This window comes from Microcella sp. (assembly GCF_040286215.1).
GTDB lineage: Bacteria > Actinomycetota > Actinomycetes > Actinomycetales > Microbacteriaceae > Microcella.
Genome location: NZ_JAVKCK010000006.1, coordinates 297,221 through 317,102, shown reverse-complemented (window position 1 = coordinate 317,102; position 19,882 = coordinate 297,221). Strand labels below are relative to the sequence as shown.

Here is a 19,882-nt window from a genome sequence, read left to right as displayed (position 1 = left end):
AACTCGGTCCGGTGGGTTCGCCCGGACCGCGTGCGTCGGAACTCGACGCCGATCGCACTCGTGCCACGGCGCGCCGCGATGAGACGACAGACGGCGGCGCGTCGCACGAGAGGGCAGATCGGCGTCGAGGCCGCCTACGCCTCTAGGAGAGGTCCTTCCGCCACGCTCCCTCGTACACGAACGGCGTGAAGCCGAGAGCCTTGTTGACGGCGAGCATGTGCCGGTTCTCCTCGGCGTTGTAGGTGAGAACGGCGGGATGCCCGGGCCGCAGTCGCTCGAGCTGCGCGAGGTTCGCGGCCTTCAGCAGCATGCCCAGTCGGCGCCCGCGATGCTCGACGAGCACGATGGTGTCCTCCTGGTCGACGGGTCGGTCGCGCTCGGCGGGCGCGATGAGCTCGGTGAAGCCCGCGAGGCGCCCGGAGGGCACGTGCTCGACCGCGGCGACGAACGGAGTGCGAGGGCCGTCGGCTTCCTCTCGCTCGTCGGCGAGCAGCCGTTCGACCGTCCACGGGTCCTCGGCCTCCTCGAGCCCCGCGCTCGGCGCATCGATGCTCATCCGGGTGAGCAGGTGGCAGATGTCCTCCCGCCACTCGGCGGGCGTGTACGCACCCCACAGGTGCACGCGGTAGTCGGCGCCAGCGGCCGCGCTCGCGTCCTCGAGCAGCGCATCAAGGAGTGATGGCGCGACGGGCAGGCGGAGGCGGCTGCCGCGCTCGACCTGCTCGAGCCGGTAGCCGAGCGAGAGCAGAAGCCGCGTCTCCCTGGAGTCGGCTGGCACGTGCCCGAACCCGGTCGGGGCGGTCAGGCGCTCGCCCCCGGCACGCCACGACGGCGCGTACACGATGGCCTTGGTGCGGCCCTCATCGCGAGCGAGCTGCTCGAGCTGCTCGGCCATCGCGCGCCCGACCCCGCGACCGCGCACCTCGGGCAGCACCTCCACGTGCAGCCAAGCGGTGTCGGTGGCCTCCCCGAGCCGGAACTCGGCAACCCCGCGGCACACGATGCGGCCGTCGAGCCGCGCGACGAGCATCCTCTTCGGCTCGAACTCCTGCTTGCGCCACCCCGGCAGAAGCTCGTCGGCGGGCCGGACGTCGTCCCGCGTGCCCGAGTCGTGGGCGTTGACCGTATTGCGCACGTCGATCGCGGCCACGAAGTCGCCCGCATCGGGCGCGTCGAGGCGCTCCGGAATGGAGACCTCGGTGATCTCGACCCCGCCCTTCTCGACCCCATCCATGACGGCTCCTCGTTCGCAGGCCAGCCCGCCAGAATACGCTCGCGCCACCCGGTACGGTAGCCCTGACCGATCAGACCGCGCGGAGGCCCGCGCGACAGCCGAGGAAGGGCAGCGCGTGCATCTTAAGTCGCTCACCCTCAAGGGCTTCAAGTCGTTCGCGCAGCCCACCACGTTCCAGTTCGAGCCGGGGGTCACGTGCGTAGTCGGGCCGAACGGCTCGGGCAAGTCGAATGTGGTGGATGCCCTGGCCTGGGTCATGGGCGAGCAGGGTGCCAAGACGCTGCGCGGCGGCACGATGTCTGATGTGATCTTCGCGGGCACGGCGACGCGCGGCCCGCTCGGCCGTGCCGAAGTGCAGCTGACGATCGACAACGCGGACGGCATGCTGCCGATCGAGTACGCCGAGGTCACGATCTCTCGCACTCTGTTCCGCAACGGGGGCAGCGAGTACGCCATCAACGGCACCGCGTGCCGCCTGCTCGACGTGCAGGAGCTGCTGAGCGACAGCGGCCTCGGACGCGAGATGCACGTGATCGTCGGCCAGGGCCAGCTCGACGCGGTGCTGCACGCGAGCCCGGACGAGCGTCGCGGGTTCATCGAGGAGGCCGCGGGAATCCTCAAACATCGTCGCCGCAAGGAGAAGACGGTGCGCAAGCTCGAGGCCATGCAGGCGAACCTGACGCGCCTGGGCGATCTCGCCGGCGAGATTCGCCGTCAGTTGACTCCGCTGGGCCGCCAGGCGGAGATCGCGCGCGAAGCGCAGACGATCGCCGCGATCGTGCGGGATGCCCGGGCTCGACTTCTCGCCGACGACGTGGTCGCCCTGCGCGAGAGCCTCGCCGATCATCAGCGCACCGAGTCTGAGCGCTCGAGCGAGCGGCTCGTGCTGCAGAGCCAGCTCGACCAGGCCCGCGTGCGCGTGCAGCGTCTCGAGGCGGAGCAGGTCGGTGACGCGGTCGACGGCGCCCGCCGCCTCGCGTTCGAGCTCGAGCAGGTGCAGGAGCGCCTGCGCAGCCTCTACTCGCTCGCGCAGCAGAAGCTCACCCTGCTCAGTCAGCAGTCCGAACTGCCCGGCCTGTCGTCGACGATCACGCAGGCGCAGGTGGCGGAGGCCCGCGCCGAGGCCGAGTCGCTCGGCGCCGAGGTCGAGGCCGCCGAACGCACGGTCGGGGAGGCCGCCGCCCGCACTGCGACCGCACGCGCTGCGCTCGACGCGCTCGACGAGGAGATCGCGGCGCAGAGCGCCCTCGTCTCTCAGCACGACCTTCAGCGTGCTGCGCTCGCCGGCCGTGTCGAGGTCGCCCAGTCGACCCTCGCCGCCGCGCGAGGCGAGCTGCTGAGGCAGCAGTCGGCGCTCGAGTCTGCACGCCAGCGGCAGTCGAGCACGCGGGCCGAGCTCGAGGCGCTGCCCGCGCTGGAGGAAGCTTCCGGTCGCGACGCGGAGCTCGACGGTGCTCTCGAGGCGGCCGACGCGGTGGTCGTGGAGACCACCGCGCGCATCGACGGCGAGCGGGATGCCCTGCACGCCCTCGAGCGCGAGCGCGACGCCCTCGCGGCCCGCGTCAGCGCGCTCTCGCAGGCGGTCGATGCGGGAGTCGGGGCATCCGGCCTTCTGGGCACCGTCGGCGTGCGCGGGCTCGTCGCCGATCATCTGCAGGTGCGGTCGGGGTTCGAGGCGGCGATCGCCGCCGCGCTCGGCACGCTCGCAGAGGCCGCGCTCGCCGACGACCTCGACGCCGGGTTGCGTGCCCTCGAGAGCGCCCGCGGCAGCGACGCCGGCCGCGTGGAGGTCGTGCTCGCCGAGCTCTCCGGCGCGAGCCCTGCGGCGAGCGACCTGCCGGCTGGTCGGGGTCTGACGCCGGCGGTTGACGTGGTCACCGCCCCCGCCGGGGTGCTCGACCTGCTGGCACGCACGCTCATTGCCGACGACCTCGATGCGGCGCGCGCCGCCTGGCCCGCGCTCGAGGAGCGGGGAGACGGTGCCGCGAGTCTGAGCATCGTGACCCGGCAGGGGGAGGTGCTCACGCGCTCCGTGCTGCGCGGCGGCTCGGGCGAGGGCCGCAGCCGTCTCGAGCTCGCGGCCGAACGCGATGCGGCGCGCGATCGCTTGAGCGACGTCACGACGGGCATCGAGCGCGCTCGCTTCGCCCTGGACGAGTCGCGCGCCGCGCTCGCCGAGGCGAAGGTCGCGGCGACGACGGCCCTCGCTGCGGTGCGCGATCAGGATGCTCAGCGCGCGGCCCGCAGCGAGCAGGTCTCCCGCGCCCGCGCGCAGGCCGAGGCGGCCGAGGCTGAGGCCGCGCGCCTGACAACCGCCCTCGAGCGCGCCGAAGAGTCCGTGGCCGAGGCGGAGCGCGCGGTGGAGCGCGCCGAGGCTGAGCACGCCGACTTCGCGGGTCGCCCGCGTCCCATGCTCGACGCTTCCGCGCGCGACCAGCTGCTGAGCGAGCTCGAGGCCGCGCGTGCCGCCGAGCTCGAGCGCCGCATCGAGCTGGAGACAGTCCGCGAGCGGGTACGCGCCGCACGGGAGGGTGCCGAGCAGCTCGAACGCCGACGTCAGGCCGAGCGCGCCGCCGCCGACGAGGCCGCCCGTCGCGCCGTGCTGCGGCAGCGCCAGGTGGAGCGGGCGACCCGGGTCGCCGCATCCTTGCCCCACGTGCTGGCCGTCGTGGACGCCTCGGTGGCCGAGGCCCGCGTCTCCCTCGCGCATGCCGAGGCTGAGCGCACGGCGCAGAACGAGGAGCTGCTCGAGCTGCGCCGCAGCGAGTCAGCCTTGCGCGAGCGGCTCGCCGGCATCACCGAGAATGTGCACGGGCTCGAGCTGCAGATCTACGAGAAGAAGCTCCACCTCGGTCAGCTGCTCGAGCGGGCGGGGGAGGAGCTCGGGCTCGTCGAGCACGTCCTCGTCGACGAGTACGGCCCGCAAGTACCCGTGCCTGACGACGAAGCGCTCACCGAGGCCGCCCGAGCGGCGGCCGATGCGATCGCGGCGCAGGCCGCCGCGCGCGTCGACCCCGACCCCGAGGCGCCCGACGTCGAACCGGCCCCCGACCCCAGCGCCGAGGCCGCGCCGACGTTCGCGGATCAGGACGGCGCGGCCGCGCAGGCCGACGAACGGCGTGTCGCAGCGCTGATCGCCGACGGCGGGCGCGGTCTTCCTGAACGGGCAACACAAGGGGCGAGTTCGGGCGGCCCCGCCGGCATGCTGTTCGACCGGGCCGAGCAGCAGGCGCGGCTCGCGCGCGCCGAGCGCAAGCTCGGCCAACTCGGCCGTGTCAACCCGCTCGCCCTCGAAGAGTTCGCGGCGCTCGAGCAGCGGCACAAGTTCCTCACCGAGCAGCTGACCGACCTCGCGAACACCCGCCGCGACCTGCTGACGATCATCGACGAGCTCGACGAGACAATGCAGCACATCTTCGCCGCCGCGTTCGCCGACACGCAGGCGGCCTTCGACACGGTGTTCCCGATCCTGTTCCCCGGGGGCACGGGCAGCTTGCACCTCACCGAGCCTGAGAACATGCTCACGACCGGTATCGAGGTCACGGTGAAGCCGGCGGGCAAGAAGATCGAGCGGCTCAGCCTCCTCAGCGGCGGCGAGCGCTCCCTCGCCGCGGTGGCACTGCTGATCGCGATCTTCAAAGCGCGGCCGAGCCCGTTCTACATCATGGACGAGGTCGAGGCAGCGCTCGACGACGCCAACCTCGGCCGCCTTCTGACGATCTTCCGCGACCTGAGAGCGGCATCCCAGCTCATCATCATCACCCACCAGAAGCGCACGATGGAGATCGCGGATGCCCTCTACGGGGTCAGCATGAGGCAGGACGGCGTGAGCGCTGTGGTCGGGCAGCGCGTGCAGAACCCCGACGAGCTCGCGAGCTGAGCGGGGACTCGGCCAGCGCCGCGACTCCGCTTGCGGCGAACGTTAGGGGTGCGAGCGGCGCGATGCCAGGCGCGGCCCGCTAGTCTGGGAAAGTTCGCCCCGACGACCTCAGGAGCCATTTCAGTGTCGACCACCACCTCGCAGCCGACCAACCGATCGCGCTCAGCCCTCATCATCACCGCCATCGTCGTGGGTGTTCTCGTAGCTCTGTTCTTCGTCTTCGCGAACGTCTACACCGACATCCTCTGGTTCGACCAGCTCGGGTACCTTCCCGTGCTCGCAACGCAGTGGATCGCCACCGGCGTCATGTTCCTCATCGGATTCGTCGGCATGTTCCTGCCGGTGTGGGCGAGCCTTCAGATCGCCTACCGCTCCCGGCCGGTGTACGCGAAGCTCAACTCGCAGCTCGACCGCTACCAGGAGGCCATCGAGCCACTGCGTCGCGCCGCCATGATCGGCATCCCGGCCGTGCTCGGACTGTTCGCTGGCGTCACCACCTCGGCGCAGTGGACGCAGGTGCTGCAGTTCTTCAACCGAACCCCCTTCGGTGCGACCGACGCGCAGTTCGGTTTCGACATCGGGTTCTTCGTGTACGAGCTGCCCTTCTACCGGGGCATCATCGCGTTCGCCTCCGCGGCCGTCCTTCTCTCCCTGCTCGCGGCCCTCGCGACGAGCTACCTGTACGGGGCGCTGCGCGTCAACGGTCGCGAGATCCGCATCTCCCGCACCGCGCGCATCCAGCTCGCCCTCACGGGCGCGGTGTACATCGCCCTCCAGGGTGTCAGCATCTGGTTCGACCAGTACGCGGCAGTCATCGACCCCAGCGAGGGCTTCCTGCCCGCCGGTGCTGGTTTCGCCGAGGTCAACGCCACGATTCCGAGCCGCGCGATTCTCGCGGGCATCGCCGCGCTGGTCGCCGTGCTGTTCATCATCACGGCGATCATCGGCCGCTGGCGCCTGCCGATCGTCGGTACCGCTCTACTGTTGGTGAGCGGCCTGCTCATCGGCAGCGTCTACCCGTGGATCGTGCAGCGCTTCCAGGTCGACCCGAGCGCGCGCACCATCGAGGCGCCCTTCATCGAACGCAACATTGAGGCGACCCGCGCCGCGTACGGCGTGGCCGATCTCGTCGAGATCTCCTATGACGCGGAGACCGATGCCACCGCGGGCGCGTTGCGCGCGGATGCGGAGACGACGGCGAACATCCGCCTCATCGACCCGGCGCTCGTGAGCGAGGCTTTTGCGCAGCTCGAGCAGTTCCGGCAGTACTACCAGTTCCCGAACTTCCTCGATGTGGATCGCTACGTGATCGACGGGCAGACGCAAGACACCGTGCTGTCGCTGCGCGAGCTGAACCCCGACGGTCAGACCTCGCAGAACTGGTACAACAACACCATCGTGTTCACGCACGGCTACGGCGTCGTCGCTGCCTACGGCAACCAGCGCGCCGACGATGGTCAGCCGCTGTTCCTCGAGTCGGGCATCCCCGTTGACGGCGCCCTCACCGAGGCGCTCGGAGAGTACGAGCCGCGGGTCTACTTCGGCGAGTTCTCGCCCCTGTACTCGATCGTCGGCGGTGGTGAGAACCTCGAGCTCGACTTCCCGTCCGATGGCGCGGGTGAGGACGCGGCCGGAAACGCGACCTACACGTTCCAGGGCGACGGCGGGCCCGCGCTCGACAACGTGTTCAAGCGGCTGCTCTACGCGATCAAGTTCCAGTCTGAGCAGATCTTCCTCTCCGAGGCCGTGACCGACGATTCGCAGATCCTCTACGACCGCAACCCGCTCGACCGCGTGCAGAAGGCGGCGCCGTACCTGCGGCTCGACTCCGACCCGTACCCGGCCGTCGTGGACGGTGAGATCGTGTGGATCGTCGACGGCTACACGACGACCTCGAGCTACCCGTACTCGACCTCCGTTCCGCTCTCGGCCGCGGTCGCTGACACCTACACGCCGTCGCCTCAGTTCCCGGTGGACGACATCAACTACATCCGCAACTCGGTGAAGGCGACCGTGAACGCCTACGACGGCGAGGTGATCCTCTACGCCTGGGACGAGGAGGACCCGATTCTGCAGACCTGGCAGAAGGTCTTCCCGTCGACGCTGCGCTCGGTGGACGACATGAGCCAGCAGCTGCTCGACCACGTGCGCTACCCCTCCGACCTGTTCAAGGTGCAGCGCAACATCCTCGGCGCCTACCACGTGACCGACCCCGGCTCGTTCTTCTCGACCGACGACGAGTGGGTCACGCCCAACGACCCGATCTCGTCGGCCGCCGCACCGACGACGCAGCCGCCGTACTACCTCACCATGCAGGTGCCCGGCGAGGATGAGCCCGGCTTCACGCTGTACTCGACCTTCATCCCGCGCACCGCGAGCGACAACGAGCGCAACGTGCTCACCGGCTACCTCGCGGCGAACTCCGACCCGGGTGAGGACTACGGCAAGCTGACTCTGCTCACTCTGCCGTCGCAGACGATTCCCGGCCCCGGCCAGGTGCAGAACCAGTTCAATTCGGATACCGAGGTGGCGAACCAGCTCGCGCTGCTGCAGCGCGGTGAGACCGAGGTGCTGCGCGGCAACCTGCTGACCCTCCCGGTCGGCGGCGGCTTCCTCTACGTGCAACCGGTCTACGTACAGTCGACGGGTGAGACGAGCTACCCGTTGCTGCGCAAGGTGCTCGTGTCGTTCGGCGACTCGATCGCCTTCGAGGACACCCTCGACCAGGCGCTCGACTCGCTCTTCGGCGGCGACTCCGGCGCCGACGCGGGCGACGGCGACGTCGACCCGACGCTGCCCGATCCTGCGGAGCCGACGGACCCGGACGCCCCTGAGGAGCCGACCCAGCCGACAACGCCGCCCTCGGACGACCTGCAGGCTGCACTGGAGGATGCCCGTCAGGCCCTGCAAGACCGTCAGGCGGCCTACGCAGCGAACGACCTCGTTGCGGCCGCTGAAGCTGACGAGCGGCTGCAGGCGGCCATCGAGCGCGCGATCGCTCTGAGCGACTGAGGGAGCTCCGACCGCACGTAGACACTCTCGTCTGTCCCCCGAGCGAGGTTCCCACACTCGGGGGATAGCGAGCAGTGTGAGGCGGTTCTAGGCTCGCTCGATGAAGGGGGGCTTGGAAGGAAGCCCAAGGTGTCGGTTCTTCTCGCCGCTGCAGTGTTCATCGCCAGGCCGTTCATGCGACTGTGGGCGTCGTGGCGTCAGCAGGATCTGTCCTGGATGCCGCGCCCTACGGGCGCACCCCACGCCGTCGCCGACGGTCCGTCGGCCGACCGCATTCTCATCGTCGGCTCCGGCCCCGCCGTGGGCTGGGGGGTCGCGTCGCACGACCTCGCCCTCGCCGGTTCGCTCGCTCGTGCGCTGCGTTCGCTGACCGGACGGGGCGTCATCGTCGACGTCATTGCGACCCCGCAGATGACGTCGGCCAACCTCGCCCCGATTATCGGCGGCGCGCGCTTGAGCGATTACGACGCGATCGTCACCACGGTCGGCATCAATGATGCGCTGACGGGCACGTCGATGCGGGCGTGGCGGCGCAACATGCACCTCGCTCTGGAGGTCTGGCGCAACAGGGTCGCGCAGGGCAACCTTCTGCTCCTTGTCGGCGCGACGTCGATCACGACCATTCCGACGTTCGTCGGAGGGGGCGGGTGGCTTGCCGATCTGCTGGTACGCCGCTTCAATGACATCACCGACCGGTTGGCCGACCCGTTGCCCACCGTGCGTACGCTTCCGCTTCCCGCCGTGCCGAGCCCCGAAGGCGCGTCGGGTCGGCACACACCCGCCGACTATGCGTCATGGGCGGCCGTCATCGCCCATGAGCTGGCGGCCCCGCTCGATCTGGCGTACTCGGAGCACGACTCGATCGAGGGCCGACGTCGCATGCGGGCGGTGGACCGCATGACCTCGGGCATCGCCGATGCTCCGGAGCTCGTGAAGCGGCTGCACGGCGCGCAGGCGTCTCTCGACAAGATCGTCACGATGGCGGCGGCGGCGCTCCACGCGCCGACGGCCGTATTGACCGTTCTCGGGCCGGATCGGCAGTGGCATGTGGCGCGCTACGGCCTCGACCTCGAGGGGGTGCCTCTCGAGCAGTCGTTCTGCGCGATCGCCGTGCGCAACGAGGAGACCCTCGTCGTTCCGGATGCGCCTCACGATCCGCGCTTCGCGGACAACCCTCTCGTGACGATGGTGGACGGCATCCGCTACTACGCGGGCATGCCGCTGCAGGATCCGCAGGGCCGATACTTCGGTGCCCTGTGCGTGGTCGATTCGCGCCCGCGCAACGTCACGACTCCGACTGATCTCTCGGTGTTGCGCAAGCTTGCGACAGCCGCTCAGAGCACCATCTGGGGGGCGATCTTCTCCGAGGGAGCTCGTGGGGGACATCAGGACGCCCCGGCGTCGTCGCTCGAGAAATCCGCGGAGCTCCTCGCTACGCCCGCGTGAGGTACCGTGCCGGCGGGCTCGACGTCGCCATGCCGCGCTCGATTCGACCGCGAGAAGGGCGACTGCTAGACTGGTGGCTTCGCCGCGGGGTGGAGCAGTTCGGTAGCTCGCTGGGCTCATAACCCAGAGGTCGTAGGTTCAAATCCTGCCCCCGCAACCATCTCGACGAATCCCCGGTCCTCTCGTGAGGCCGGGGATTCGTCGTGCGGGGCGCCCACCACGACGCAGCAGACGTTCCGTTCGGCGCAGTGCGTTCGCATTGCGCACACGCTGGAGTGTCGCCGTTGTGACAGAGGGCTCACCGTACGACAGCATGGTGATGCCGGGGCACGAGGGCCCGCCTCCGCTGACGACGCCCCCCTTCAGGATCCTGTGTCGTCAGTACCCTGGCCGGCCGATGTTCAGACGGATTCGGGTTCTGCCTGAACATCGGCCACCCATCGGCCATCGATAGCGCGAGCTAGCTCGCGATCGCCGGGATGATCGCTCCGGAGAACACCTGCCACGCGAGTGCCGTCTTGGCCACGAGGCTGAGCGTGATGTAGCTGCGCTCACCCTGCAGGTAGCTCTTCCACTTGCCGACCTGCTTGTACTGCAGCCACTGGTTGATGGCGAAGGTGTTGAAGAAGATGAAGAGGGAGATGACGATGCCCACGACGAACTCGGGAGGGGCAGCCTCGCTCTCGCTGCCGGGCCGCAGGAAGTAGATGAGCACGAGGATCCAGGGCACGATGCCGACCATCGAGCCGAAGATGAACGGCAGCAGACCGCCTGATCCGGGCTGCTCGTACTTCTCCTGCAGAGCGCCGAACAGGATCATGGCGGCGTTGACGGCGAAGATCGCGAACAGCGCACCGATGTCGGTGACGCCGTTGATGGCGAGGATCAGCCAGATCATGATCGACGAGCTGAGCGAGTACTCCGTCCAGCGGAAGTAGTTGCGGTTCTGCAGCAGCCCGCCCTTGTAGCGGCCGAAGAACCACGGGCTGGAGATGAGGAAGTGGAAGAAGGCGCTGAGCGCGAGGAACGCGACGACGCCGATGCCGATGTTGACCTCGAACAGGGTGACGCGCTCGGGCGGGATCGGCACGCCGGGAGGGCCGGCCAGGTAGTCGGCGGTCACGGCGAACAGAACCTGGGTGCTGAGCATCGTCAGCACGATGCCGAACCCGATGGCCTGCAGCAGGTGCAGGCTGCCGGCGATGATGTTGTAGATGCGGAGCCGGTCGATCTGCTGCTCGGGCGTGTAGGTCTTCTTCGCCATGGGGCGCTCCTTCGGGCTGTGGCGGGCTGTTGCTTGACGGTAGCAGGGTGCCGCGCATCCGCGCCCGGTACGGTGGGCACGTGACAGCCGATCTGCGTCTCGAGCGCCCCCTCGTGGCGGGCCCGGCGCTCATCTCCTCGCTTCTGGCCCCGGTCTTCTTCATCGGCGGCACGGTTGCGGCTGAGCTCGCCTGGCCGGGGTTCGATCCGGTCGCGATGACGATCAGTGAGCTTGCCGCCGGGGATGCCCCCACGCGGGTCTTCATGACGCTCATGTTCGTGCTCACCGGTGTGTGCCACCTCGTCACCGCGGTGTTCGCGCGGGGGCTCGCGTGGCCCGGCCGCGCCGCCCTCGCGCTCGCCGGTGTCGCCCTGTTCGCGGTCGCCGCCTTCCCCCTGCCCGCAGTAGGGCAGTCGAGCCCCGAGCACCGGTACTCGGCGATGGCCGGCTTCGTGCTGCTCGCTCTCTGGCCCGTGCTGAGCATGCGCTTGTCGCGTCGGTACCCGTGGCTCGTGCGCCCGCTCGGCGCGACCCTGAGCACGCTCGCCGTCGGCGCGGCCTGTGTGGCGTTCGCGTGGATCGAGGCGTCCCCTGACCCGGCGCTCGTCGGCCTCGCCGAGCGCGTCGCCGCCTACCTCGAGTCACTGTGGCCTGCCGTCGTCGTGCTCGCCCTCGCCCTGCGAGATCGGCGCGCGACGGAGCCCGGCAGTCAGTCGCGCGGCGGCTGAGCCCCGAGCCACTGCACGGCAGCGGCACCCGCGGCGACACCGCGTTCCACCGCCGCATCCAGGTCAGCGCCCTCGGCCAACTCGGCGCACACGGCGCCGACGAAGGCGTCTCCGGCACCGGTCGTGTCGACCACGGTGACGCGTGGTGCCGGTACGTGCCCGCTGCCGCTCGGGCTCGCGTGCACGGCGCCGTCGCCGCCGAGCGTGATCACGACGCTGCGGCAGCGCTCGAGCAGCGCACTCGCGGCAGCGCTCGCCTCGTCCACCGAGTCGACGGCGAGACCTGCGAGGTCGTGCGCCTCGGACTCGTTGACCACGAGCGGGTCGCACAGCGCCAGGAGGGCTTCAGGTATCTCGCGGCTGGGGGAGAGGTTGAGCACGACCCGACCGCCGGCCCGCTCGACCGCGTCGGCGGCGGCGACGACCACCTCGAGTGGTATCTCGAGCTGCGCGAGCAGGACGGTGCGCGGGCCGGCAAGCTCGCGCACGGTCGGCAGGATCGCGTCGACGCTGAGGTGGCCGTTGGCGCCCGGTGCCACGACGATGGTGTTCTCGCCGTCGCGCGAAACGGTGATGAGCGCCACGCCGGTGGGCGCATCCTCGAGGGTTAGCGTGCTGGAGACATCCACGCCGCCCGCGCCAAGCGTGTCGAGCATGGCGCGGCCGTTCGCGTCCGGGCCGACCGCACCGAGAAAGACCGGCAGTGCGCCCGAACGCGCGGCCGCGAGCGCCTGGTTGGCGCCCTTGCCGCCCGTCGCCGTCACGAGGTCCCCGCCCATGAGCGTCTCGCCGGGCTGCGGGTGACGCTCGACGAGCACCGTGAAATCGGTGTTGGCCGAGCCGAGGACGATCAGCGTTGCGGTCATCCCCTCATCGTGCCAGAGCGGTCGCGACGGCGAGCGGTGCGCCACGAGCGGTAGGCCCCCCACGCGCCCGTCGACCACAGGGCCCAGGCGACGAGCAGAGGCTGGAACAGCAGACGGATGCCCCGGGCTGCGTCCGTCGTGAGGCCGAAGCCGTCCCGCCCCTCCGTGAACTGCGCGATGTTGCCGGGGAAGATCGCGAGGAAGAACAGCGCGACGACCCACCCGACGGGTACGCGCCAGCGACCCAGCACGAGAAGCGCGAGGCCGAGCGCGATCTCGACGACGCCGGAGGCGACAACGACAAAGTCACCCTCCAGAGGTAGCCAGGGCGGCACCTGCGCGAGGAACTCTTCGCGCCCGACGGTGAGATGGCCGAGCCCGGCGAGCAGGAGAGCGGCGCCGAGCAACCAGCGGGCCAGCCGCTGTGGCCAGGATGTGCCGGGTGGTCGCGGCGTGACCGGATCGGTGGGGGCGGTGCCGGCAGGAGGAGTGGACGGGTCGCGCATGCCGCCCAGTCTGGCACTGCGTCCCGCAGAGCGGCGGGCCGTAGTGTGGGGGCATGAGCTCCCGCACCGCCGTCGCCGTGGCCCAGTGGGGCCCGGGCGCCGATCGTGAGGTGAATCTGGCCGAGCTGCGTGAACTGGCGAAAAGGGCCGTCAAACACGGTGCTGGGCTCGTCGTGTTCCCCGAGTACTCCGGCTACTTCACACCGAAACCTGACGAGGGCTGGATCGCCAACGCGGAGGCTCTCAACGGTCCGTTTGTCTCCGGCCTCTCCGCGATCGCCGCGGAGCTCGGGGTCATCATCGTCGCGGGCTTCCTGGAGGTGTCGTCGCAGCCCGACCGATGCCGCAACACGATCGTCGCCGTCGGCGCAGACGGTTCCCTCCTCGCCACGTCTCCCAAGCTGCACCTGTACGACGCGTTCGGCGCGCAGGAATCTCGGTGGGTGGAGCCCGGCGAGATCGGCGTGCCTCAGCTGTTCGACTTCGCGGGGCTTCGGGTGGGCATCCAGACCTGTTACGACCTGCGGTTTCCGGAGGTGACGCGGCGTCTGGCCGACGCGGGGGCCGACCTGGTGCTTGTGCCGGCCGAATGGGTTGCCGGCCCCGGCAAGCGGCACGCCTGGGTGACGCTCGCCACGGCCCGCGCCATCGAGAACACCGTGTACCTCGCCGCCGCCGACCACCCGCCGCCCATCGGGGTGGGGGCGAGCCTCATCGTCGACCCGATGGGCGAGAGGCTGGCCTACCTTGATGACGAGGTGGATGTGGCACTCGCCTCGCCCGATCGCGACCACCTCGACGAGGTGCGCCGCATCAACCCCGCACTGCAGTTGCGGCGATTCGGAGTCTCGCCGCTCTGAACGGTGCGAGTCTCACCGGCGCGAGCGCCGACGCCCTTCGCGCTACCGCTCGGCGAAGGTCCGCAGCCGCTCGCACGCATCCGCGATCGCCGCTTCGGTGCGGCAGAAGGCGAAGCGCAGCGACGATCGCACGACCGGGTCGGTCGACCGCGGGGCGAAAGACTGCAGGGGAATCGAGGCGACACCCGGATCGATGGTCAGCTCGCGGGCGGCGACGGCTCCGTCGGCAATGCCGAGTGGGCCCGCGTCGGCGACGATGAAGTAGGAGCCGCTCGACGGGCTCACGTGGAAGCCGGCGGCACGCAAACCGTCGCTGAGCAGGTCGCGGCGCGCCTGCAGCGAGCGGCGCTGGTCGTCGAAGTAGCTGTCCGGCAGCGCGAGGCCCACCGCAATGGCGGGCTGGAAGGGGGCGCCGTTGACGTAGGTCGTGAACTGTTTGACGGCGAGCACGTGCTCGATGAGGCGGCTGGGGCCGGTCATCCACCCGATCTTCCAGCCTGTGACGCGAAAGGTCTTTGCCGCGCTCGAGATCGTCAGCGTTCGCTCCCGGGCTCCGGGGATGCGCGCCGCCGGCGTGAACGGCGCGTCGTCGTAGACGAGGTGCTCGTACACCTCGTCGCTCACGATGACGGCGTCATGGGCGGCGGCGCGGGCGACGATGCGCTCGAGCAGCTCGGGCCGGATCACCGAGCCGGTCGGATTGTGCGGGTTGTTGAGCAGCACGACCCGGGTGCGGGGTCCGATGGCGGCGTCGATGTCGGCCGGCTTCGGCTGAAAGTCCTCGCCGCTCAGCGGGATGGTGCGGTGCGTGGCGCCGCTCAGGCCGATTATGGCCGCGTAAGAGTCGTAGTACGGCTCAAGGGTCACGACCTCGTCGCCGACGCCGGCGAGGGCCAAGAGTGCGACGGCGATGCCCTCCGTGGCGCCCGTCGTCGCGATCACCTCGGTGTCGGGGTTGACGGTGTCGCCCCAGAAGCGCTCGCGGTGGTCGGCGATCGCCTGACGTAGCACGGGCATGCCCCTGCCGGGCGGGTACTGGTTGACTCCGGCATTGATCGCCTCGATGGCGGCGTCGAGCACCTCGCGCGGGGCATCCTCGTCAGGGAATCCCTGCCCCAGGTTCACCGCGCCGTGCACGGTCGCGAGGGCGGAGATCTCGGCGAAGATCGTGGAGCGCACCGTGCCGGCCGCGTCGACGAGGCCGGCCGCGTCGACGGTGCGCAGCCACGGGGGTGGGGTGCTCATCGTTCCACCCTAACCACCGGTGGGAGGCCGAGGCGGGGCAGCGCTGGCGCCCTCAGGCGGTGGTCTTCGGCAGAGTGAGACTCGTCGCCCACGCGTAGAAGGCGCTCTTGCCCTGGGAGGTGTCGGCGACGTCGGCGTCCACCGAGCGGTGCAACAGATCGGCGATCGCGCGAATCGTCGTGTCGAGGTCGTCGTGGGGCGCCGTAATGGCGAGCCCCGCCGAGCAGACGGAGAGCACGCTTGACACCATGCGCGCATCGACATCGGGCCGTACCATGCCCGCCTTCTGCAGGTTCTCGATGAGGTCGGCACGCACTCCGATGTTCGGCAGGTAGAGGAAGCCGTTGGCATTGCGCATGATCTCGTGCAGGGCATCCCGGTCGATGACGAACAGGGTGCGGGCGAGCGGGCGCTCGTACACCGACGAGAGGATGTAGGTGTACATGCGTGAGAGCAGCCCGCCACGCGGGTCACGCTCCACATGGTCGACGATGCCTGCGTACATGCGGCTGAACTCGCGGTTCAGCATGCTCACGAGCACATCGTTGGGGGTGTCGAAGAGGCTCTGCACCTCCTCCGCGCTCACGCCGCAGCGTTCGGCGATCGCGTCGAAGGTGACAGCGTCGTACCCGCCGGCGATGATCAGGTCTGCGGCGGAGGAAAGGATCGGGTCAACATCGGTGACAGGGGGGTGGGGCATCGAGTACTCATCACGGGTCGGGGGAAGGATCAGGACGGTGATGCGACGTTCAGCTTATGCTGAGTCTACGTCGAGCGACAGAAAGGTGCGTGTACCCCGTTCAGGTGCGCCGCTGTGGAGAACATCCAGCCGGATGCTCCGCCCACGCCTACCGTGAGCGCCATGTCGAGACGCCCCCTCGCCCTGGTCACGTCGCTGCTCGTGCTCGCCGTGGTGGGTTGCACCCCGACCACCGTCCTCCCACCCGCGGGCGCACCGAGCGAGGAGGCGCCACTCTTCGCGAGCGACGAGGAGGCGCTCGCCGCGGCGACGGAGGCGTATGAAGAGTTCCTCGCCGCGCTGGACGCAGTCTTGGCTGATCCTTCGGGGTCTCAGAGCACTCTTGAGAGATTGGCCTCAGGAGACGCATTGCTCGAGGCCCAAGATTCGATCGAGAGCTTTCGCGAGCGCCGTTGGAGACTGCTGGGTTCTCGGCAAGTGTTGAACTCGACGCTCCAGCAAGTGAACCACCTTTCCGGAATCGCGGAGGTTTCCATCTACGTCTGCGAGACGACTGAGGGAACTGACGTGATTGACGAGGGCGGAGAATCCCAAGTCGCCGATGAACGGGAAGAACTCACATCTTTCGAGCTCATTCTCCGCTTCGAAGAGCCGGAGACGGGCGTCTTGCACACGCGATCTCTTTGGCCTTCGGAAGAGATATGCCTCGCCTAGTTGTTGTGCTCGTAGCCGTCGTTTCTCTCTGTAGTGTCTTGACGCTTGCCGAACCTGCACTTGCCTCTTCCTGCGATCACGATAGTCAGCTCGTTGGCGGGTGTCCGAACATCGGCGGCGAGCTCGGCGATGACGAAGCCCTCCTGATCGGCGACCTGGACGTCCCCGGCGGCGGCAACGACGCAGGTGGCGGCGCCGGCGCTGGGGGCTCTCCGGGCATTCATGTGCCGAGCACTCCGGGCCTCTACGAGCCCTGTATCGACATCTTCGAGGGCTTCTGCGCGGGTATCCGGCCGGGAGATCCCGGTGAGCCGGCGAACGAAGTCGACCCGATCACACTCAGCGACATCGAAGCGTTCCGCCCCACGAACCCCGTGCAGTTCATGCAACCGGACGGCTGGATGGTGGTCGGGCTGCCGACCAACTTCTACACGACGACGGCCTCCCACACGGTGAACGGCGAGCTGCTCGGGCTGCCAGCCGCGGTGCGCTTCACCCCGGTCACCTATCGATGGAACTACGGCGACGGCACGACCGCAGTGCTGGCGACACGCGGGGCGACCTGGCGCGCCCTGGGCCTGCGGGAGTTCGACACGACCGCGACGAGCCACGTCTTTCGAGCATCCGGCACCTACGTCATCGACCTCGACGTCGACTACACGGCCGAGTACCGCATCCGTGACGGAGCGTGGACGCGCATCAACGGCGCGTTGCGACTGCCCGCCAACCGGCTGATCGCGACGGCGGGAGACGCCGTGACGGTGCTCGTCGATCGCGACTGCGCCACCGCGCCGAGCGGGCCCGGCTGCTGAAACCCCACCCCGCTGACGGCGGCGACCCGAGTGCTGTGGCGCCGCAGTGCGAAGCGCCGGGTCGCGTTCAGGCCGCGCAAATACGACGCACAGGTTGGCGGAGCACGCTGGGCCCAGCTGAAAGGATCTAGCTCATGAACACCACGCCCTCCGGCGCCGAACCGAGCACGCCCGACGACCGCCACGAGGCCGACGCCCGCGAGACCGAGCCCGTGCCCTCTGCAGCGCCTTCTGCGGCCGAGCCCACCGCCGCCCCCGAGCCCACCGCCGCGGCTATGCCGACCGCTGCGTCAGCCGCGCACGAGCCGGGCGGGCGCACGCGCTCCACGGGGCCACTCATTGCAGCGCTCGCCGTGGGCGCCCTCATCGGCGGTGCCGCTGGCGGCGGGGTCGTCGCTGCCGTCATGTCGAACACGCCCACCGTCGTCTCGGGTGTGACCGGCACGCCCCTGAGCATCAGCGTCAACGACCCGGGCAACGCGACACTCGTGACGAGCGTCGCCGCCACAGCACTGCCCTCGATCGTGACCATCCAAGTCTCCGGTGGCGGCGCCAGCGGCAGCGGATCGGGCGTCGTCTTCAGCGATGAGGGCTACATCATCACCAACTCCCACGTGGCCACGCTCGACGGCGCCACCTCAGACCCCGACCTGCGGGTCACCTTCAGTGACGGCCGCATCGTCGACGCGACGCTCGTCGGCGCCGACCCGCTTGCCGACCTCGCCGTCATCCAGGTCGCCGAGACCGACGCACTCGTGCCGATCGAGTTCGCCGACTCCGACGCCCTCAATGTGGGCGACAACGCGATCGCGATCGGAGCGCCGCTCGGCCTCTCCAACACCGTCACCAACGGCATCATCTCCGCACTCAACCGCTCCATCACCGTGCAGTCCTCGGCCGTTCCGCAGACACCCAACGACCCGCTCCCCGACGGCGGGGAGGCACCGTTCGACTTCTGGAACTTCGACAGCCCGCGCGACCCCGACGCCCAAGGCCAGCCGCAGCAGCGACGGTCGTCCACGATCTCCCTGCCGGTCATCCAGACCGACGCCGCCATCAACCCCGGCAACTCCGGAGGCGCGCTGCTCAACGACGACGGCCAGCTGATCGGCATCAACGTCGCCATCGCCACCGCTGGCGGCTCGGGTGGACAAGCGGGCAGCATCGGCGTGGGCTTCTCCATTCCCGCCAACTACGCGCAGCGCATCGCCGCCGAGCTGATCGCCACCGGCACCGCCAGCCACGGTCTTCTCGGTGCCACCGTGACCAGCGCTGCCACGGCCTCCGACAGCACCGTCGTCGGTGCGCTCATCGACGCAGTGTCTCCGGGAGGGGCCGCCGATCTCGCCGGGCTACGTTCCGGAGATGTGATCACGGTCTTCAACGGCGTGCCCATCACCGACCAGATCGACCTCACAGCGCAAGTGCGCGTGCTCGCCGGAGGCGAGACCACGACGCTCGTGTACGTGCGCGACGGCGTCGCCGACGAGGTGACCGTCACGCTCGGCGAGCTCGGCTGACGCGCTAGCCTCGGGTGCTATGGCGCCCCCCGACACCGCACACCCCGGCGTGAGCTACGTCATGCCGGTGTACAACGAGGCGGCCTACATCGACGACGCGGTGACGAGCGTGCTCGCCCAGAGGTACGAGGGCGAGCAGGAGCTCGTCATCGCGCTCGGCCCGTCGACGGACGGCACGAACGAGCGGGTGCGCGCCCTCGCCGAGCAGGATGCCCGCATCCGCATCGTCGACAACCCCCAGATGGCCATCCCCATCGGTCTCAACCGCGCCATCCGCGCCGCCAGCCACGACATCATCGTGCGCGTCGACGCGCACACCGAGCTCGACCCTCACTACCCCGCGATGGGTGTCGCCACACTGCAGCGCACGCGCGCCGCCAGCGTCGGCGGGGTCATGGTCGCGACCGGCCGCGGGCGGCTGCAGTCGGCGATCGCCCGCGCCTACAACAGCCGCCTCGGCCTCGGCGGCGGGCCCTACCACGGCGGCGCCTCCGAAGGCCCCGCCGAAAGCGCCTACCTCGGAGTGATGCGGCGCGAACCGCTCGAAGCCGTCGGGCTCTACGACGAAGGTCTCAAACGCGGGGAGGACTGGGAGCTCAACTTGCGCCTGCGCCGCGCCGACCAGCTCGTGTGGCTCGACCCGCAGCTGCAGGTCGTCTACTGGCCCCGCGACACGTGGGCGAAGCTCGCCCGGCAGTTCACCGCCACCGGCATCTGGCGGGGCGAGCTCGTGCGTCGCGCCGGAGGGCGCCACCCACTGCGGTACTTCGCACCGCCGGCGCTCCTCGTGGCCAGCACGGTGAGCCTCGTGCTGCTCGTGCTCGAACTCACCGGGGTCATCACCGGGCCCCTCGCCCTCGTCCTCTCCCTCGTCTACCTCGCGCCGGTGCTCTACGCGGTACTGCTCATGACCCTGCTGCTGCTCCGCTCCAGCGGCGAGCGACTGCGCGACCGCGCGACCTTCGCCGCCGTCATCGCCGTCATGCACTTCAGCTGGGGCGCGGGCTTCCTGCGTGGAGTGCTGTTCGGTGCGCGCGACGCCGTCGACCGCTCTCGCATCGAGTCGTAGCGGCGGCAGCACGGCCCCGCGCCGCC

The 19,882-nt window shown here is 69.8% G+C and carries 16 protein-coding genes and 1 tRNA gene; 10 read left to right on the top strand and 7 right to left on the bottom strand.

Annotated features, from left to right (window positions below):
- Positions 1 to 142 precede the first annotated feature (142 nt).
- Positions 143 to 1,234: a GNAT family N-acetyltransferase gene (locus RJQ01_RS03870; protein ID WP_350475396.1), complete on the bottom strand. Its 1,092-nt coding sequence runs from the start codon at positions 1,232 to 1,234 to the stop codon at positions 143 to 145.
- Here RJQ01_RS03870 and RJQ01_RS03865 point away from each other — a divergent pair.
- From RJQ01_RS03865 to RJQ01_RS03850, 4 genes are all read left to right on the top strand, one after another.
- On the top strand, positions 1,188 to 5,114 hold the full coding sequence (locus RJQ01_RS03865; protein ID WP_502885218.1) for an AAA family ATPase: 3,927 nt from the start codon (positions 1,188 to 1,190) through the stop codon (positions 5,112 to 5,114). The genes RJQ01_RS03870 and RJQ01_RS03865 overlap by 47 nt on opposite strands.
- A gap of 123 nt (positions 5,115 to 5,237) precedes the next feature.
- Positions 5,238 to 8,126, top strand: a complete 2,889-nt coding sequence (locus tag RJQ01_RS03860) for a UPF0182 family membrane protein (protein ID WP_350475394.1) — start codon at positions 5,238 to 5,240, stop codon at positions 8,124 to 8,126.
- Between the two features lie 129 nt (positions 8,127 to 8,255).
- Positions 8,256 to 9,572 carry a GAF domain-containing protein gene (locus RJQ01_RS03855; protein WP_350475393.1) on the top strand — a complete coding sequence of 439 codons (1,317 nt, stop codon included), beginning with the start codon at positions 8,256 to 8,258 and terminating at the stop codon, positions 9,570 to 9,572.
- Between the two features lie 83 nt (positions 9,573 to 9,655).
- Positions 9,656 to 9,732, top strand: a tRNA-Met gene (locus RJQ01_RS03850).
- Positions 9,733 to 10,032: 300 nt separating this feature from the next.
- Here RJQ01_RS03850 and heR read toward each other — a convergent pair.
- Positions 10,033 to 10,836: a heliorhodopsin HeR gene (gene heR / locus RJQ01_RS03845; protein ID WP_350475392.1), complete on the bottom strand. Its 804-nt coding sequence runs from the start codon at positions 10,834 to 10,836 to the stop codon at positions 10,033 to 10,035.
- 80 nt (positions 10,837 to 10,916) lie between these two features.
- Between heR and RJQ01_RS03840 the strand changes: the two genes are divergently transcribed.
- Positions 10,917 to 11,564, top strand: a complete 648-nt coding sequence (locus tag RJQ01_RS03840) for a DUF998 domain-containing protein (RefSeq protein ID WP_350475391.1) — start codon at positions 10,917 to 10,919, stop codon at positions 11,562 to 11,564.
- Here RJQ01_RS03840 and RJQ01_RS03835 read toward each other — a convergent pair.
- Together RJQ01_RS03835 and RJQ01_RS03830 are read right to left on the bottom strand one after the other, a co-directional pair.
- A complete protein-coding gene (locus RJQ01_RS03835; RefSeq protein ID WP_350475390.1) occupies positions 11,546 to 12,430 on the bottom strand; it encodes a ribokinase in 885 nt (294 codons plus the stop codon). The two genes, RJQ01_RS03840 and RJQ01_RS03835, sit on opposite strands and share 19 nt — an antisense overlap.
- Positions 12,427 to 12,936: a DoxX family protein gene (locus tag RJQ01_RS03830; RefSeq protein WP_350475389.1), complete on the bottom strand. Its 510-nt coding sequence runs from the start codon at positions 12,934 to 12,936 to the stop codon at positions 12,427 to 12,429. Before RJQ01_RS03830 ends, RJQ01_RS03835 begins: the two co-directional genes overlap by 4 nt.
- A gap of 53 nt (positions 12,937 to 12,989) precedes the next feature.
- Between RJQ01_RS03830 and RJQ01_RS03825 the strand changes: the two genes are divergently transcribed.
- Positions 12,990 to 13,796, top strand: a complete 807-nt coding sequence (locus RJQ01_RS03825; RefSeq protein WP_350475388.1) for a carbon-nitrogen hydrolase family protein — start codon at positions 12,990 to 12,992, stop codon at positions 13,794 to 13,796.
- 42 nt (positions 13,797 to 13,838) lie between these two features.
- On the opposite strand, the gene RJQ01_RS03820 is transcribed toward RJQ01_RS03825, so the two are convergent.
- Together RJQ01_RS03820 and RJQ01_RS03815 are read right to left on the bottom strand one after the other, a co-directional pair.
- On the bottom strand, positions 13,839 to 15,041 hold the full coding sequence (locus RJQ01_RS03820) for an aminotransferase class I/II-fold pyridoxal phosphate-dependent enzyme (protein ID WP_350475387.1): 1,203 nt from the start codon (positions 15,039 to 15,041) through the stop codon (positions 13,839 to 13,841).
- A 52-nt stretch (positions 15,042 to 15,093) separates the two neighbouring features.
- On the bottom strand, positions 15,094 to 15,741 hold the full coding sequence (locus tag RJQ01_RS03815; protein ID WP_350475386.1) for a TetR/AcrR family transcriptional regulator: 648 nt from the start codon (positions 15,739 to 15,741) through the stop codon (positions 15,094 to 15,096).
- A 162-nt stretch (positions 15,742 to 15,903) separates the two neighbouring features.
- Between RJQ01_RS03815 and RJQ01_RS03810 the strand changes: the two genes are divergently transcribed.
- Positions 15,904 to 16,455 carry a hypothetical protein gene (locus RJQ01_RS03810; protein WP_350475385.1) on the top strand — a complete coding sequence of 184 codons (552 nt, stop codon included), beginning with the start codon at positions 15,904 to 15,906 and terminating at the stop codon, positions 16,453 to 16,455.
- On the opposite strand, the gene RJQ01_RS03805 is transcribed toward RJQ01_RS03810, so the two are convergent.
- Entirely contained in the window at positions 16,452 to 16,679 is a 228-nt protein-coding gene (locus tag RJQ01_RS03805; RefSeq protein WP_350475384.1) for a hypothetical protein, read from the bottom strand. The two genes, RJQ01_RS03810 and RJQ01_RS03805, sit on opposite strands and share 4 nt — an antisense overlap.
- On the opposite strand from RJQ01_RS03805, the gene RJQ01_RS03800 reads away from it, so the two are divergent.
- The 3 genes from RJQ01_RS03800 (at position 16,680) to RJQ01_RS03790 (ending at position 19,856) form a co-directional block, all read left to right on the top strand.
- The gene (locus tag RJQ01_RS03800) at positions 16,680 to 17,267 is read left to right on the top strand and encodes a PKD domain-containing protein (protein ID WP_350475383.1); all 588 of its coding nucleotides are present in this window, start codon (positions 16,680 to 16,682) and stop codon (positions 17,265 to 17,267) included. It begins immediately after the preceding gene.
- 134 nt (positions 17,268 to 17,401) lie between these two features.
- Positions 17,402 to 18,787: a S1C family serine protease gene (locus RJQ01_RS03795; protein ID WP_350475382.1), complete on the top strand. Its 1,386-nt coding sequence runs from the start codon at positions 17,402 to 17,404 to the stop codon at positions 18,785 to 18,787.
- Positions 18,788 to 18,806: 19 nt separating this feature from the next.
- On the top strand, positions 18,807 to 19,856 hold the full coding sequence (locus tag RJQ01_RS03790; protein ID WP_350475381.1) for a glycosyltransferase family 2 protein: 1,050 nt from the start codon (positions 18,807 to 18,809) through the stop codon (positions 19,854 to 19,856).
- The last annotated feature ends 26 nt before the right edge of the window (positions 19,857 to 19,882 follow it).